General features: G+C 76.8%; 16 protein-coding genes. 11 read left to right on the forward strand and 5 right to left on the reverse strand.

Annotated features, from left to right (window positions below):
• Nucleotides 1-165 precede the first annotated feature (165 nt).
• Nucleotides 166-606, reverse strand: coding sequence for a GNAT family N-acetyltransferase (locus CLV92_RS04370; protein WP_104431561.1), 441 nt, complete (start codon nt 604-606; stop codon nt 166-168).
• Between the two features lie 129 nt (nt 607-735).
• Here CLV92_RS04370 and CLV92_RS04375 point away from each other — a divergent pair, with 129 nt between their 5' ends.
• Complete coding sequence (locus CLV92_RS04375; protein ID WP_104431562.1) at nt 736-1521, forward strand: SDR family oxidoreductase; 786 nt, start codon at nt 736-738, stop codon at nt 1519-1521.
• Between the two features lie 28 nt (nt 1522-1549).
• On the opposite strand, the gene CLV92_RS04380 is transcribed toward CLV92_RS04375, so the two are convergent.
• Nucleotides 1550-2953: a radical SAM domain-containing protein gene (locus tag CLV92_RS04380; protein WP_104431563.1), complete on the reverse strand. Its 1404-nt coding sequence runs from the start codon at nt 2951-2953 to the stop codon at nt 1550-1552.
• A gap of 233 nt (nt 2954-3186) precedes the next feature.
• Between CLV92_RS04380 and CLV92_RS04385 the strand changes: the two genes are divergently transcribed.
• On the forward strand, nt 3187-3465 hold the full coding sequence (locus tag CLV92_RS04385) for a DUF427 domain-containing protein (RefSeq protein WP_104431564.1): 279 nt from the start codon (nt 3187-3189) through the stop codon (nt 3463-3465).
• 51 nt (nt 3466-3516) lie between these two features.
• Here CLV92_RS04385 and CLV92_RS04390 read toward each other — a convergent pair whose 3' ends face one another.
• On the reverse strand, nt 3517-4191 hold the full coding sequence (locus CLV92_RS04390) for a class I SAM-dependent methyltransferase (protein ID WP_104431565.1): 675 nt from the start codon (nt 4189-4191) through the stop codon (nt 3517-3519).
• 73 nt (nt 4192-4264) lie between these two features.
• On the opposite strand from CLV92_RS04390, the gene CLV92_RS04395 reads away from it, so the two are divergent.
• From CLV92_RS04395 to CLV92_RS04405, 3 genes are read left to right on the forward strand one after another with little or no spacing between them, the layout of a single operon-like run.
• The gene (locus CLV92_RS04395) at nt 4265-4828 is read left to right on the forward strand and encodes an RNA polymerase sigma factor (protein ID WP_104431678.1); all 564 of its coding nucleotides are present in this window, start codon (nt 4265-4267) and stop codon (nt 4826-4828) included.
• Nucleotides 4829-4833: 5 nt separating this feature from the next.
• Entirely contained in the window at nt 4834-5103 is a 270-nt protein-coding gene (locus tag CLV92_RS04400) for a zf-HC2 domain-containing protein (RefSeq protein WP_245886422.1), read from the forward strand.
• Nucleotides 5100-6662 carry a dihydrolipoyl dehydrogenase family protein gene (locus CLV92_RS04405; RefSeq protein ID WP_104431567.1) on the forward strand — a complete coding sequence of 521 codons (1563 nt, stop codon included), beginning with the start codon at nt 5100-5102 and terminating at the stop codon, nt 6660-6662. The genes CLV92_RS04400 and CLV92_RS04405 overlap by 4 nt, the downstream gene beginning before the upstream one ends.
• On the opposite strand, the gene CLV92_RS04410 is transcribed toward CLV92_RS04405, so the two are convergent.
• Entirely contained in the window at nt 6641-7273 is a 633-nt protein-coding gene (locus tag CLV92_RS04410) for a CDP-alcohol phosphatidyltransferase family protein (RefSeq protein WP_104431568.1), read from the reverse strand. The two genes, CLV92_RS04405 and CLV92_RS04410, sit on opposite strands and share 22 nt — an antisense overlap.
• Nucleotides 7273-7977, reverse strand: a complete 705-nt coding sequence (locus CLV92_RS04415) for a TVP38/TMEM64 family protein (protein ID WP_104431679.1) — start codon at nt 7975-7977, stop codon at nt 7273-7275. Before CLV92_RS04415 ends, CLV92_RS04410 begins: the two co-directional genes overlap by 1 nt.
• 239 nt (nt 7978-8216) lie before the next feature.
• Between CLV92_RS04415 and CLV92_RS04420 the strand changes: the two genes are divergently transcribed.
• The 6 genes from CLV92_RS04420 (at nt 8217) to CLV92_RS04445 (ending at nt 14787) form a co-directional block, all read left to right on the forward strand.
• Nucleotides 8217-9437: an ABC transporter substrate-binding protein gene (locus CLV92_RS04420; protein WP_104431680.1), complete on the forward strand. Its 1221-nt coding sequence runs from the start codon at nt 8217-8219 to the stop codon at nt 9435-9437.
• A 44-nt stretch (nt 9438-9481) separates the two neighbouring features.
• Nucleotides 9482-10294, forward strand: a complete 813-nt coding sequence (locus CLV92_RS04425) for an ABC transporter permease (protein WP_104431681.1) — start codon at nt 9482-9484, stop codon at nt 10292-10294.
• 53 nt (nt 10295-10347) lie between these two features.
• Complete coding sequence (locus tag CLV92_RS04430; RefSeq protein ID WP_211290857.1) at nt 10348-11157, forward strand: ABC transporter permease subunit; 810 nt, start codon at nt 10348-10350, stop codon at nt 11155-11157.
• Entirely contained in the window at nt 11154-12383 is a 1230-nt protein-coding gene (locus tag CLV92_RS04435) for an ABC transporter ATP-binding protein (protein WP_104431569.1), read from the forward strand. Before CLV92_RS04430 ends, CLV92_RS04435 begins: the two co-directional genes overlap by 4 nt.
• The gene (locus CLV92_RS04440; RefSeq protein ID WP_104431570.1) at nt 12364-12867 is read left to right on the forward strand and encodes a hypothetical protein; all 504 of its coding nucleotides are present in this window, start codon (nt 12364-12366) and stop codon (nt 12865-12867) included. The genes CLV92_RS04435 and CLV92_RS04440 overlap by 20 nt, the downstream gene beginning before the upstream one ends.
• A 108-nt stretch (nt 12868-12975) precedes the next feature.
• The gene (locus CLV92_RS04445) at nt 12976-14787 is read left to right on the forward strand and encodes a glycoside hydrolase family 15 protein (protein ID WP_104431571.1); all 1812 of its coding nucleotides are present in this window, start codon (nt 12976-12978) and stop codon (nt 14785-14787) included.
• Nucleotides 14788-14854 lie beyond the last annotated feature (67 nt).

The raw sequence follows: 14854 nt of genomic DNA on the forward strand, positions 1-14854 counted from the left end.
GGTCGGCGCGCTGGTCGCGACCTCCCGCGACTGACGACACCGCGGGGTGCTGCTGGAGTGGCGGTGTCCAGTGACCTGGTCACGGCCACTCCAGCGGCGTCCGGGCTTCGACCGAGGCCGGCGGCTGCACGGGGAAGCGGTGGCGGTCCTCGCGCTGCTCGCCGGTCACCGGACCCGAGCGCAGGGCAGGGGCTTGACCCAGCGGGACCACCGCTCCTGCCGGGAGTAGCCGAGAGCGGTCCACATCCGGTGGGCGTCGGTGTTGTCGTCGAGGACCATCGCGTGGGCCCGCGTCGCGCCGAGTTCCGCGAAGCGCTCCTCGGCGGCCCTCAGCAGCTCCCGCGCCACCCCCTGCCGCCGGAACTCCGGCGCGACGGCGAGGCGGTAGAGCCCGGCCCGCCAGCCGTCCCAGCCGGCGACGAGGGTGCCGACGATCCGGCCGTCCGCCTCCGCCACGATCAGTGCCCCCGGGTCCCGCTCCAGCAGCGCGAGGAGCGCGCCGGGCTCGTCCACCGGCCGGTCGTCGTTCTCCGCGGCGGCGCCCCAGAGGCGGAGCACCGCGTCGACGTCGGCGGGGATCGCGGGGCGCAGGGCGGGTCCGGGCACGCCCGGAGGCTACGGCCCCACCGCCGAGCCGGACCGGCCGGGAGTTGCGGCACCGGCTCCCCGCGGGCGGGCTTGCGCCGTGGCGGAATCCGGGTGCGGTCCCGCGCCTCCTGCCGCGATCATCGACGCGTGAGCCGGAAGCCGCTGCAGGACCGCGTGGTGCTCGTGACGGGCGCCAGCCGGCGCATCGCCATCGGCGCGGCCGTCGCACGGCGCGTCGTCGCCGACGGCGCCGCCGTCCTGGTGCACTCCTGGGCCCCCCACGACGCGGAGCAGCCCTGGGGCGCCGACCCCGGGGGCCCCGAGGCCCTCGTCGACGAGCTGCGCACCGCCGGGGGCCGCGTCGAGCACGTCTGCGCCGACCTGGCCGACCCCGCCGCACCCGCCGCACTCCTCACCGCGGCGCGCGACGCCTTCGGCCACGTGGACGCGCTCGTGGCCAACCACGCCCGCAGCAGCGCGCAGGCGCTGGAGGACCTGACCGCCGCCGAGCTCGACCTCAGCCACGCCGTCAACACCCGCGCGACGCTGCTGCTGGTGCAGGCGTTCGCCGCCCAGCACGACGACGACCGCCCCGGCGGGCGGGTGCTGCTGTTCACCTCCGGGCAGTACCACGGCGCGATGCCCGGCGAGCTGCCCTACATCGCCTCCAAGGCCGCGCTGCACGGGGTCACCCGCAGCCTCGCCGTCCACCTGGCGCCGCGCCGGATCACGGTGAACTGCGTCGACCCCGGCCCCAACGACACCGGCTACGCCGACGAGGAGCTGCGCGCGGGCCTGGCCGCCGTCCACCCGGGCGGGCGCTGGAGCACCCCCGCGGACACCGCCCGCCTGGTCGCGTGGCTGCTCGGCGACGAGGCGGACTGGGTCACCGGGCAGACCATCGCCTCCGACGGCGGCTGGTCGGCGCGCTGACGCACGCCCTCGTCGCACCCGTCGGGGCTCAGCCCCTGCGCCGGGCCGCGGCGACGGGCGTCAGGGGCAGCAACCGGCGCAGGGCAGCGTTCTCCGCCGGATCGAGCACGCTGTGCTGCACGCAGGCCGGCACCAGCTCCCCGGTCTCGGGGTGGGCCATGGAGTAGAAGCACGCCCGCAACCGCTCCTGGGTGGCGCGCAGGCGCGGGTCGTCGCAGTCCTCGCCGCGCTGCATCGCCGCCCACGCCGGAGCCACCTCCGCGGCGTCCATGAACGAGTGCATCACGAACGACACCGGCCGCACCCGGTGGACGAGGAGCCGCCGGATCCCGGCGCGGCGCACCAGCCGCGCGGCGAGGGCCGCGGCCTCGGTGAGGACGACCGGACGGCGGGCCGCCACCCGCAGCAGCTTCGCCGCCAGCAGCGGCAGGGGCGTGCCGCTGAAGCGGATCCCCGCGAGGTGGCGGAAGAAGACGTCGCGGGCGCGGACGTCGGCGGGGCACTCGTCGTCGAGGAACGGGTGGTAGCGCCGCCCCACGTAGAAGCCGTACACGGCCCGGTTGCAGCGGTCGTCGCCGTGCTGCAGCACCCGGTAGGGCAACCGCGCGCCCACGCCCTCCTCGATGCGCGCCCACACCTCGTCGCCGGTGGTGTCGCCGTAGTCGTCGTGCCAGCGCCGCTCGTCGCCGACGAAGGCCGCGGGCTGGAAGGAGAACATGCCGAACCCGTAGCCGCTGCACTCGCGGACCACCCCGGCGACCTGGTCGAGGTTGCGGGGGGTGACGGTCATGTTGTGGGCGAGGAAGGAGCGGACGCCGTGCTCGCGCCGCAGCCGCGCGAACATGGCCGTGAAGCGCCGCCGGTAGGGGTTCAGCGACGCCTCGTCCGCGGGGCGCTCGATCCCGCGGCGGCCGAACATCAGCATGTCGAAGTGGGCGGCGAAGGACACCCGCCGCAGCCGCGGGGACCCGTCGGGGCCGAGGACGAGGGCGCGCAGGTACTCCTCGTCGAAGTCGCCGTGGGTCATGCTCATGGGTTCCCGGCCGTGGGAGCGCATGATCTGCAGGGTGGCGGCGTGGTCGTCGGGCGACAGCAGGCTGACCTCGCCGCCGATGAGCTGCGCGTGCGCCTGCGGGCCGCGCACCCGCCGCAGCAGCCCCATCTGCGCCTCCACCTGCATGCGGGTGTGCTCACCGCTGACGGCGACCCGGTTGGCGTCGCGGGAGTGGTAGCAGGGGGTGCAGGCCAGGTTGCAGCGCGGGAACACCCCGTGGGTCCCCTCACAGCCGGGCGTGTGCCGGCCCAGGGTCTGCGCGGGGGTGCGGGCGCCCTCCGGCAGCGCGTCCCAGCGCCGCGCCAGGGCTTCGCGCGCCTCCGGGTGCACGGGGCGGGTCAGGGCCTCCAGCCGCCGCCAGGCCGCGGAGAGCCTCACCGCAGCCCACCCGCCGGAACGCGCGGGACCGGAGTCCCATCGTCGTGCGCCATCACCGCTCCTCCACGCCGCCGGGTCCCGCCGGTCCTCGTCCGTCGGGTTCGGAACCCGGTGGGCTCCCGGATCCCTTCCGTGCGCGGACCGGGCCCCGCACGCGGTGGTGCCGGCGGGAACAACGGCCCCTCTGCACGTGGTTCCCCGGCAACGGCCCCATCCGAGCAGGAGGAGACGAGATGCGCGCGACGTGGAACGGCACCGTGATCGCCGAGTCCGACGACACCGTGGTGGTGGAGGGCAACCACTACTTCCCCCGCCACAGCCTGCGCGAGGAGCACGTGCGTCCCAGCGCCACGCACTCGCACTGCCCGTGGAAGGGCGAGGCGTCCTACCTCACCCTCGAGGTGGACGGGGCGAGCAACCCCGACGCCGCCTGGTACTACCCCGAGCCCTCCCCCGCCGCGGCGCAGATCAGGGACCGGGTCGCGTTCTGGCGCGGGGTGGAGGTGGAGTGAGGCCCGGGCCACCCGGCTGCGCGCACGGGCACCGGCCCGCTCCCCGCACGGTCAGGAGCGCCCTGCGCGCCAGCCGGAGGGCACGGTCCCCGCGCGCACCTGGAGGTGCCCGCCGCGCGCGCTCGTCGCCGTCACGTCGTCGAGCTCGGCCTCCAGCGCGGTCCACGGGTGGGCGTCGATGTCGGCGCCGCCCAGCGCGCAGGCGGCGCGCGCCAGGGGGCTGAGGAGGCGCGCGGCCCCCGTGGGCACGGCCATGCCCACCACGGCCACCCGCGCGCCGGCACGGGCGCTCCGCAGCGCCGCCTCCCACGCCCGCGGCCACTCGTCCATGAGGGAGAGCGCGTAGGTGAACAGCACCGCGTCGGCACCCGCCTCGCCGTCCGCGTCGGCACCCAGCCGCGCACGCAGCTCCGCAGGGTCCACGGCGGTCGCGTCGGCCTCGACGAGCTCCACGTTCCCCCAGCCGCGGCGGCGGGCCCGGCGGGCGGCCTGTCCGAGCATGGCGGCGCTGGCGTCGACGCCGACGATGCGCCCGCCCTCGCCGATCCGCCGCTGCAGGAGCGGGAAGTTCAGGCCCGTGCCGCAGCCCACGTCCAGGACGCGGTCCCCCGGGCGCAGCCGCAGGCCCTCCACCCCCGCCACCCGGCCGGCGCGGTACACCGGCCACTCCAGGGACAGGACGTCGTAGAGGGGCGCCGACCACGTGTACGGCGTCGGACGCTGCATCGGCTGCTCCTCCGGAACGCGGGTGACTGCTCGCCACGGGAACTCCGCGAGCCTCCCGCAGGGTTCCCTCCCCGTGCACCCTCCCCCGCCAGACGCTCACGGAGCGAGGGCCTCGGCCTTCCGCGCGCACGTCGAGCCGGAGATCGAGGTCCTGCTGCGGGTCGCCACGACACTGACCGGCTCGCTGCCCGACGCCGAGGACCTCGTGCAGGAGACGCTGATCCGCGCCTACCGCGCCCTCGACGGCTTCGACGGGCGCCACCCCCGCGCGTGGCTGCTGACGATCCTGCGTCACACCCACCTCAACATGCACCGCCGCCGCCGGCCCGACCTGGTGCCGGACTGGTCCGCGGTCCAGGGCGCGCGGCCCGCGTTCGGGGCCACCTCGGCCGCCAGCGCGGAGGACGAGGTGGTCTCCGGGGTGCTGCGGGAGGACGTGGAGACCGCCGTGGCCTCGCTGGACTCCCGCTTCCGCACGGTCCTGCTGCTGGTGGACGTCGACCGCCTCACCTACGCGGAGGCCGCCGACGCCCTCGGGGTTCCCGTGGGCACCGTCATGTCCCGCCTCAGCAGGGCCCGGGACCGGGTCCGCACCCGTCTGCTGCGCACGACCGTCCGCCGAAGGAGCGCCTCGTGATCTCGATGCTGCGCATGATGCTGACGTGCCACTGGTCGGCCCGTCGCATCCAGCGCCACCTCGACGCCGACCCCTCCGCGCCCCTGCCGGCGGAGGAGGCCCGGCGGCTGGAGGCGCACCTGGCCGTCTGCGCCCGCTGCTCCCAGGTCGCGGAGGACCACCGGATGCTCAGGTACGCCCTCACCCGCTGGTCGGACCGGCGCGGCCCCGACCCGGCGGCGGTCGGGCGCCTGCGGGCCACCCTCGACCGGATCGTCGCGGAGGACCTGCGATGAGCGGCACCGTCGCCGGCCCCACCGTCTCCGGCTCCCCCGTCGCCGGCCCCACCGCCTCCGAGGCGGGCGCGGCGCCGCTGCCCCCGCAGGAGCAGCCCTGGGACCTGCTGGTCGTGGGCGGCGGGACGGCCGGGCTGGTCGGCGCCCAGACCGCGGCCCGCTTCGGTGCGCGGGTGCTGCTCGTGGAGCGCGCCCGCACCGGCGGTGACTGCCTGTGGACCGGGTGCGTGCCGTCGAAGTCGCTGCTGGCCGCGGCGCACCTGGCGGCGGCGGCGCGGGACGGCGGCCGCCTGGGGGTGCTCGCCGCCGTCGACGTCGGCTTCCCGGAGGTGGTGGAGCACGTGCGGGCGGCCATCCGCACGATCGAGCCCGTGGACTCCCCCGCCGCGATCGAGGAGTCCGGGGCCGTCGTGGTGCGGGGCACGGCGACCTTCACCGGCCCCGGCAGCGCCGACGTGGACGGGCGGCACGTGGCCTTCCGGCAGGCGCTGGTGGCCACCGGCTCCGGGCCGGCCCTGCCGCCGATCCCGGGGCTGGACCGGGCGGGGGCGCTGACGAGCGAGACCGTCTGGGACCTGCGGGAGCTGCCGGAGCGGCTGGTGGTGCTGGGCGGCGGGACGATCGGCTGCGAGCTCGGGCAGGCCTTCGCCCGGCTCGGCGCGCAGGTCAGCGTCGTCCACTCCCACGAGCAGGTGCTGCCCCGGGAGGACCCCGACGCCGCCGCCCTCGTGCGCGCCGCGCTGGAGGGCGACGGGGTCGACGTCCTCACCGGCTCGCGCGCCGCCGCGGTGGAGCCCGACCCCGGTGGCCCCGGCGGCACGGTGGTGCTGGCGGACGGCCGGCGCGTCGGCTACGACCGGCTGCTGGTGGCGCTCGGCCGGACCCCGCGCACGCGGGGCCTGGGGCTGGACGCGGCGGGGGTGGAGCTCGACGGGCACGGCTGCGTGCGCGTCGACGCGCACCTGCGCACCACGAACCCGCGCATCTGGGCGGCGGGCGACGTCACCGGCCCGCCGCAGTTCACCCACCTCGCCGGGGTGCGCGCCGCCCTGGCCGCGAGCAACGCCGTGCTGGGCCTGCGGCGCAGCGTGGACCCCGTGGTGCCGCGGGTGACGTTCACCTCCCCGGAGGTCGCCGCCGTCGGGGTGCGCAGCGGCCCGCGCCTGCCGGCGGGGCTGCGGACGGAGACCGTGCAGCACCACCACGTCGACCGCGCCGTCACCGAGGGGGAGACGGCCGGGTTCACCCGCCTCGTCCTGGACTCCCGCTCCCGCATCGTGGGCGCCACGATCGTCGGCCCCCGGGCCGGGGAGAGCCTCGCCGAGGTGGCCCTGGCGATCCGCCAGGGGCTGCGCACCCGCGACGTGGCGGGCACGACCCACGCCTACCCCACCTACGGCGACGGCGTGTGGAGCGCCGCGATCGCCGACGTGCGGCGCAGCCTGGCCTCCCCCGCCGTGGCCGGGGTCGTCGGCGGGCTGGTCCGGCTGCGGCGCGGCTGGCTCGACCTGCGCGGGCGCGCCGGCCGCACGCCCGGTCAGGCCCGCAGCGCCCGGTAGCCGACGAGCACCCGGTGGACGGCCGTGACGGCCACGACGCCCGCCCAAACCAGGGCGACCTGCCACGCGGAGCCCGGCAGCAGCAGCCACAGGCTGTGCACGAGGATCGTCTCGGTGCCCTCGGCCAGGCCCCCGAGGAACGACAGCGAACGGCCGTCGTCGATCTGCCGGCCGGTCCGCTCGGCGATGGAGGAGAACGCCAGGAACGCCGTGCCGTTGACGTAGTACGCCAGCAGCACCAGCAGGAACGGCCACCACGGGGCGCCGTGCGCGCCGGCCGCACCGACGGCGACGCCGACCACCCCCGCGCCGTAGACGACGAAGTCGGCGCAGATGTCGAGGAAGCCCCCCGCCTCACCGCCCCCGGCCGCAGGGTGCGCGCGGCGGCGGCGCCTGGCCAGCGGGCCGTCCAGCCCGTCGGCCAGGCGGGAGAGCAGCCACAGCACGAGCGCGACCCACCACAGCGCCAGCCCCGCGGTGACCGCGCTGGCCACGCCCAGCACCAGCCCGAGGACGGTGAGCCGGTCCGGCGTGATCCCGGGGCGGTCGAGGGCGGCGGCGGCGCGGTCCAGCGGGGCCTGCAGCGCGCGACGGGCACGGGCGTCGAACATCAGCCGCCTCCCCCGTCCCCGTCGCGGTTCCCGCGCCGGCGGCGGGAGCGGTGCGCCACCACCGCCCCGGCGGCGGAGAGCAGCACCAGGACGGCCGCGGCGGTCAGGAACGGCCAGGACAGCACCGACGTGGAGTAGGCCCCCAGCGCCACGTACGCGACGGTGCCCGGCACGATGCCTACGGCGGTGCCCAGCACGTAGTCGCGCCGCCGCACCGCGCTCAGCCCGGCCGCGTAGTTGATGGCGGTGAAGGGGATCACCGGCACCAGCCGCACCGCGACGACCGAGAGCAGCCCGCGCCGGGTCAGCAGCGCGTCCACCCGCGCGACCCGCGCACCGGTGAACCGCTCCACCGCCTCCCGCCCCAGGGACCGGCCCAGCGCGAACGCCACCAGGGCCCCCAGCACGGCCGCAGCCCACACCAGGGCGGCACCAGTGGCCAGCCCGAACAGCAGCCCCGCGACCGCCGACATCACGTTCTTGGGTAGCGGGGCCAGGGTCATCGCGGCGTACAGCAGCACGAACAGCGCCGGCGCCCACAGCCCCGCGGCGGCGATGCGGGCGCGCAGGGTCGCGGCGTCGGGGACCTCCACGGTGAGGGCCACCACGGCCGCGGCGACGAGCAGCAACGCCAGCACCCCCGCGCGCAGCAGCACCGCCTGCCGGCCGGGGCGCTGCGCGTCGGGCGCCTCGGCTCCCGGCATGCCCGCCTCCCCCGGCTCGTGCGCTCCGCCGTCCCCGGCCATCATCGGCACCGCGCAGCAGACCGCGACCTCCAGAGTGGCAGCCCCGGACCGGGAAGCCGCTCCAGGGGCCACCGGGTTCCCGCTGCGCCCGACGTCCCCGAGGAACTGGAGCCCCCGTGACCCGCACCCCGCAGCGCCCCCGCACGCAGCCGGGCGGCCCGCGCACGGGCTCCGGCCGGGCGCGCCGTGCCCTCCGGGTGCCCGCCGCGCCGGTGCTGCTGGCCGCCGTCCTGGCGCTGTCCGCGTGCGCGGCCCCGGACGTGGAGGCGGACGAACCGCTGGGCGACTGGTCGCAGATCCAGGAGGAGGCCCGCGGGCAGACGGTGTCGCTGTGGATGTGGGGAGGGGACCCGCAGGGCAACGCCTACGTCGACGACGTGCTCGCCCCGGCCGCGGCGGAGCTGGGCGTGACCCTGCGCCGGGTTCCGGTCGCCGACACGAAGGAGGCCCTCAACCGCATCCTCGCCGAGCGGCAGGCGGGCCGCACGGACGGCGAGGTGGACCTCGTCTGGGTGAACGGGGAGAACTTCCGCACCGGCCGGCAGGCCGGTGCCTGGCGGTGCGGCTGGACCTCCGCGCTGCCGAACGCGGAGTACCTCGACCCCGGGGACCCGCTGCTCGGCAAGGACTTCGGCACCGACGTCGACGGCTGCGAGGCGCCCTGGCACAAGGCCCAGTTCACCCTCGTCTACGACTCCGCGAAGGTTCCCGAGCCGCCCACCACGTTCGAGGGCGTCCTCGACTGGGCCGAGGCCAACCCCGGCCGCTTCACCTATCCCGCCCCGCCGGACTTCACCGGGTCCGTCTTCGTCCGCCAGGCCCTCTACAGCGTCTCCGGCGGGCACGAGGACGTCCCGCTGCAGTTCGACCAGGACGCCTACGACCGCCTCACCCCGCCGCTGTGGGAGCGGCTGCGGGAACTCGCCCCCTCCCTGTGGCGGGAGGGCCGCACCTACCCCCGCGACTCCACCGCCCTGGACGAGCTCTACGCCGGCGGCGAGGTCGACATGACCATGACCTACGGCCCGGCGACCCTGACGTCGCTGGTGGAGAAGGGCACCTTCCCCGCCACCACCCGGGTGCTGCCCCTGGAGGAGGGCACCGTCGGCAACGCCAGCTTCCTCGCCATCCCGGCCACCTCGCCGGACCCCGAGGGCGCGATGGTGGTGGCGAACCTGGCGATGTCGCCCGAGCAGCAGGCCGCCAAGGCGCACCCGGACGTGTGGGGGCAGTTCACCGTCCTCGACGAACAGCGCCTCGACCCCGGGCAGCGCGCCGCGTTCGAGGCGCTGCCCGACTCGCCGGTGGTGCCGCCGTACCCGGTGCTCGCCCGCGGCGCGAACCCGGAACTCGCCGCCGCCTGGGTGCCCGCGATCGACGAGGGCTGGCGCCGGAACGTGCTCGCGGCGGCCCGTTGACGGCGCCGCTCCCCCGGCCGCGCGCACCGCGCTGGCGCGGGGCGTTGCTGGTCGCGCCGGCGCTGGTGCCCACCGTCGCCGTGCTCGTCGCGGGGCTGGCCGCCGCGCTCGCGCAGAGCCTGGGCCTGGTGCCGCTGGTGGGCCGGCCGGAGCTGAGCGCGCAGGCCTACCTCGACGTGCGCCCGGACCTGCTCACCGCCACCGGTCTCTCCCTGGGCATCGCGGCGGCCTCCAGCGCGCTCGCGGCGGGGGTCGGCCTGCTCACGGCGCTCCTCGTGGTGCGGGGTGCGGCCGGCCGGCGCCTGCTGCGGTTCGCGAGCGCCGTGCCGATCCCGGTGCCGCACCTGGTGGGGGCGGCGTCGATGGGGCTCCTGCTGTCGGACTCCGGCCTGCTGGCCCGGCTGGTGGGCGATCAGGGGTCCTGGCCCGCCCTGGTGCACGGGCCGTGGCCGGTGGCGGTCGTGGCGGCCTACGCCTGGAAGGAGTCGGCGTTCGTGGCGCTGGTCGTCGCCGGTGCGCTCGCGACGCGGGTGGCCTCCTACGAGGAGACCGCCGCGGTGCTGGGCGCCGGTCGCTGGGCGCGCTTCCGCTTCGTGACGTGGCCGCTGGTGACGCCTCCGCTCGCCGCGGCCACCGCCATCACGTTCGTGTACACCCTCGGCTCCTACGAGGTGGCGTGGCTGCTGGGCCCGGTGCACCCGGAGCCGCTGCCGGTGCTGGCGCAGCGGCTGTTCACCTCTCCCGACCTGACGGCGCGGCCGCAGGCGCTGGCGGTGGCGGTCGTCACCGCCGCGCTGGCCCTGGCCGCGACGGTGGCCACCCTGGCCGCCCTGCGCCGCACGGCGACGTGGCGATGACCGGGGGGCGCCGCGCGGGCGGCCAGCCGGGTGGTCGGGCGGGAGCCGTGCTGGTGCGCGGTTCCCTCCTGCTGTGGTTCCTGCTGCCCCTGGTGCCGCTGGTCCTGTGGGCCGCGGCCGAGCGGTGGTCCGCCCCGGCCGTCCTGCCCCAGCGGTGGGGGACGGCGGGCTGGAGCGCGGCCGCGGAGGCCGGGGCCGCGCCCGCGTTCGCCCGCTCCCTCCTCCTCGGGGCCGCGGTGGCCGCGATCGCCACGCCCGCCGGCGCGCTGGCGGCGCGCGCCCTGGCCCACGGGCTCGTGCACCGCTCGCGGCTGGTCTCCGCGCTGCTCCTGGCGCCGGTGGCGCTGCCGCCGTTCGCGGTCGTCATGGGCCTGAACGTGCTGCTGCTGCGGGCGCGGGTGCCCGCGCTGGTGGGGGTGGTCGCGGTGCTCGTCGTGGCGGCGCTGCCCTACACCACCTACGTGCTGCGGGTCGCCTACGCCGGCTACGACACCTCCTACGAGGAGGAGGCGCGCCTCCTGGGCGCCACGCCCCGGGCGGTGTGGTGGCGGGTCCGGCTGCCGCTGCTGGCGCCCGCGCTGGCCGGGGCGGCCTTCCTGGCGTTCCTGGTCGGGTGGAGCGACTACATCGTCACCGTCCTGATCGGCGGTGGCCGCCTCGTCACCTACCCGCTCCTCATCGCCTCGGCCGCCTCCGGGGTCGGCAACGAGGCCGTGGTCGCCGTGCTGTCGCTGACGTCCCTGCTGCCGCCCCTGGCGCTGCTGCTGCTCGCCGGCGCCTCGGGTCTGCGGGGGCGCGGCGGCCGGGGCCGGCCGTCCCCGGCCGCCGCTGCCGCGCCGGCCCGGGAGGTGGTGGTGCGGTGACCGCCGCGCTGGCCGTGCGGAACCTGGGCCGCGACCACGGCGGTGGGCAGGCGCCCGCCCTCGACGGCCTCAACCTGGACGTGCCCGCGGGGTCCTGCCTGGCGCTCGTGGGCCCGTCCGGGTCGGGGAAGACGACCGCGCTGCGCCTCGTCGCGGGGCTGGAGGTCCCGGACCGCGGGGACGTGCTGCTGGACGGGCGCAGCGTCGTGGCGCTGCCGCCGGAGCGGCGGGGGGTGTCGATGGTGTTCCAGCGGCCCCTGCTGTTCCCGCACCTCGACGTCCTCGACAACGTCGCCTTCTCCGCGCGGGTGGCCGGGGCCTCCCGTCGCGCGGCCCGCGCCGCCGCGGCCCCGTTCCTGGACCTGGTGCAGATGGGCGGCTACACCACCCGCCGTCCGGGGCAGCTCTCCGGCGGGCAGGAGCAGCGGGTCGCCCTGGCGAGGGCGCTGGCCGCCCGCCCGAGGGTGCTGCTGCTGGACGAGGCCTTCACCGGCCTCGACGTGGCGCTGCGCGAGGACATGCACGAGCTGCTGCACCAGTTGCGGGCGGTGCTGGAGCCGACGGTCGTGCTCGTCACCCACGACCACGCCGAGGCCGCCGCCCTGGCCGACTCCGTCGCCGTCCTCTCCGGCGGCCGGCTGCTGCAGCACGGCGACGCGGGGCGCATCTACACCCGGCCCGCGTCGGTGACGGTGTCGCGGCTGCTGGGCGGGCGCAACGAGGTGCCGGGCGTCGTGGTCGGCGGGGAGCACCGCTCCGCGCTGGGGCGGCTGCGGCTGCCGACGGACGTGGCGGTTCCGGACGGGCCGGCCGTGCTCCTCGTCCGCCAGGAGGCCGTGGTCGTCACGGGGCCCGACGCTCCGGGGGCCGATGCCGCGGGGACGGTGCTGGCGGTGCGGGCGGCGGGGGCGCGGCGCGCGCTGACCGTCGAGGTGGTCTCGCCGGGGGGTGCGGCGGTGCAGGTGCACGCGGAGACCTCCCCGGGGCAGGTGTTCACCCGGGGGGAGCGGGTGGGGCTGCGGCTGCCCTCGTCCGCGGTGAGCGCCGTTCCTCCGGAGGACGCGGGGACCGAGGAGCCCGAGATCGCGGACCGGAGAACCGCGGACGCGGGAAGGATGCCACGGACCCACCGGGTTGCCTCCCCAGCGGTGCCCGACGCAGGAGTGCGGCCCGACGCTCCCGGAGCGCCGCGGAGGAGGAACCACCATGGCGACCACGGCACGTGACACAGGAGTTCGCGCGACCGGCACCCGCAGCACGGGTGCGACGCTCGCCCGGGGGGCGGTGGGCGGCCTGGCGGCCGGGGCGGTGTTCGCCGCGGTCACGATGTGGTTCATGGTCAGCATGGGCCAGCCGGCGACGATGCCCCTGATGATGATCGCCGCGATCGTGCAGGGGCAGGAGGCGCTCGCCGCCGGAACCGCCGGCCCGGCGCTGGGGGTGCTCGTGCACATGGCGCTGTCGCTGGCCTTCGGCCTCGTCTTCGCGGCGGCCACCGCCCGGATCCGTTCCAACGCCACGATCGCCGTCCTCGGCGCCGTGTACGGCGTCCTGCTGTACGTGGTGAACTTCCTGGTCCTGGCGCCGCTGGTGTTCCCGTGGTTCGGCCAGGCCAACCAGCCCTTCGAGTTCGTCGTCCACATCGTGTTCGGCGTCCTGGTGGCCTTCGCGGTGTTCCACCGCACGAGCGCCGGTTCCCGCACCTCCTGAGCCGGCGGCCGCCGATGATGTCGACTGGATGACGATTCCGATTGCGGCCCGGCATCGGGGGAAGGGTGAACACGAAACGACCCGGACCGGCCGACGAGGAGGTGCAGCGTGAGCGCGATCGGCGCGTACGGCTTCCTGTCCGACTGCTCCTCCGCGGCCCTCGTCGACACCTCCGGCTCGATCGACTGGTGGTGCGTGCCGCGCTTCGACTCGCCCTCGGTGTTCGGCCGGCTGCTCGACGCCGGGGCGGGGCACTGGCGCCTCGCCCCGGCGGCGGAGTTCACCTCGACCCGCGACTACGTGGGCGACTCCCTCGTGCTGCGCACCGTGCTGCGCACGGACGACGGCGCGGTGGCCGTCACCGACGCGCTGGGCATGCAGCCGGGTGCCCGCGGCCACGACATCGGGATGCGCCCCCCGCACGTCCTCCTCCGCGCCGTGGAGGGACTGGAGGGCAGCGTCGAGATGGGCGTGGAGGTCGCTCCCCGCCTGGAGTACGGCCTCACCCTGCCGCGCTGGCAGCCCCTGGAGGAGGGTGCGTGGGGCGCCCGCGCCGGGCCGGTGGAGCTGCGGCTCACCGCGGACGTCGCGCTGACCCCGGACGTCGGCGACCTGCACGGGCGGTTCACCGTCTCGGCGGGCGAGCGCAGGACGTTCCGCCTGGCCTACACCCCGTCGTACGCGGACGCCGGGCAGGCGGATCCCGCGGGGTGCGGCGCCGACGGCTGGAGCGCGCTGCAGGACACGGCGCAGGCGTGGCAGTCGTGGGCGGACCTGCACCCCGGCTACCAGGGGCGGCACCGCCGGCTGGTGCGCCGCAGCTCACTGGTGCTGCAGGGCCTCACGTACCAGCGCAGCGGCGCCGTCATCGCCGCCGCGACGACCTCGCTGCCGGAGGAACCGGGCGGGGAGCTGAACTGGGACTACCGCTTCGCGTGGCTGCGGGACGTCAGCCTCACCCTGCAGGCGCTGTGGGTGGCGGCCTGCCCCGACGAGGCGGACCGGTTCTTCCACTGGCTCGCCGGTGCGCTCGGTGAGGTGGGTGACCGGCCGCTGCAGATCATGTACGGGGTGCAGGGCGAGCGGGACCTGACCGAGCACGACCTGGACCACCTCGACGGCCACCGGGGCAGCCGCCCCGTCCGCGTCGGCAACGACGCGTGGAAGCAGCGCCAGCTCGACGTGATGGGCGAGGTGCTGTTCGCCGCGCACCTGCTGCGGGACCAGATCGGCGACTTCTCCGAGACGGTGCAGGGCCTGCTGGTCGCCCTGGCCGACCAGGCGGCCCGCGACTGGCACCTGCCCGACGCCGGCATGTGGGAGTCGCGCGGGCAGCCGCGCCACTACACGACCTCGAAGGTCCTGTGCTGGGTCGCGCTGGACCGCGCGATCGCACTCGCCGACCGCCTCGGCCCGCACGCGCGGCCGCAGGAGTGGGCGCGGACCCGGGACGAGATCCGCGCCGAGGTGCTCGCCCGCGCCTGGAGCGAGCGGGCCGGCGCCTACGCGGGCGCGCTGGGGTCGGACTCCCTCGACGCCTCGATCCTCCTGCTGCCGCTGCTGGGGTTCCTGCCCGCCGACGACCCCAGGATGCTGGCCACGATCGAGGCGGTCCGCCGGGAGCTCAGCGACGGCACGCTGGTGCGGCGCTGGGACGGCGACACGGCGGGTTTCCTCATCTGCAGCTTCTGGCTGGTGGAGTGCCTGGCCCTGGCCGGGCGGGTCGAGGAGGCCTCGCGCTGGTTCGACCGGCTCGCGGAGCGCGCCAACGACCTCGGCCTGCTGTCGGAGGAGGTCGACGCGGCGACCGGCGAGCTCCTGGGCAACTTCCCCCAGGCCTTCTCCCACGTCGGGCTGATCAACGCCGCCTGGCGGCTCACCGAGGCCACCGGACAGCAGGGGTTCGACGAGATGCAGTGAGACGACGCGCCGTGAGGCGACGCACGACCAGACGACACGCAGTGACCGGAACCACCCGCGCACCCGG

Origin of the sequence: Kineococcus xinjiangensis (assembly GCF_002934625.1) — a bacterium.
In the GTDB taxonomy this organism is placed as follows: domain Bacteria; phylum Actinomycetota; class Actinomycetes; order Actinomycetales; family Kineococcaceae; genus Kineococcus_A; species Kineococcus_A xinjiangensis.

Excerpts from the sequence above, each read along its gene's own strand:
- CLV92_RS04385 (WP_104431564.1), top strand. The coding sequence starts at position 3,187 with ATGCGCGCGACGTGGAACGGCACCGTGATCGCCGAGTCCGACGACACC.
- CLV92_RS04390 (WP_104431565.1), bottom strand. The coding sequence starts at position 4,191 with ATGCAGCGTCCGACGCCGTACACGTGGTCGGCGCCCCTCTACGACGTC.
- CLV92_RS04400 (WP_245886422.1), top strand. The coding sequence starts at position 4,834 with ATGCTGCGCATGATGCTGACGTGCCACTGGTCGGCCCGTCGCATCCAG.
- CLV92_RS04405 (WP_104431567.1), top strand. The coding sequence starts at position 5,100 with ATGAGCGGCACCGTCGCCGGCCCCACCGTCTCCGGCTCCCCCGTCGCC.
- CLV92_RS04410 (WP_104431568.1), bottom strand. The coding sequence starts at position 7,273 with ATGTTCGACGCCCGTGCCCGTCGCGCGCTGCAGGCCCCGCTGGACCGC.
- CLV92_RS04415 (WP_104431679.1), bottom strand. The coding sequence starts at position 7,977 with ATGCCGGGAGCCGAGGCGCCCGACGCGCAGCGCCCCGGCCGGCAGGCG.
- CLV92_RS04440 (WP_104431570.1), top strand. The coding sequence starts at position 12,364 with ATGGCGACCACGGCACGTGACACAGGAGTTCGCGCGACCGGCACCCGC.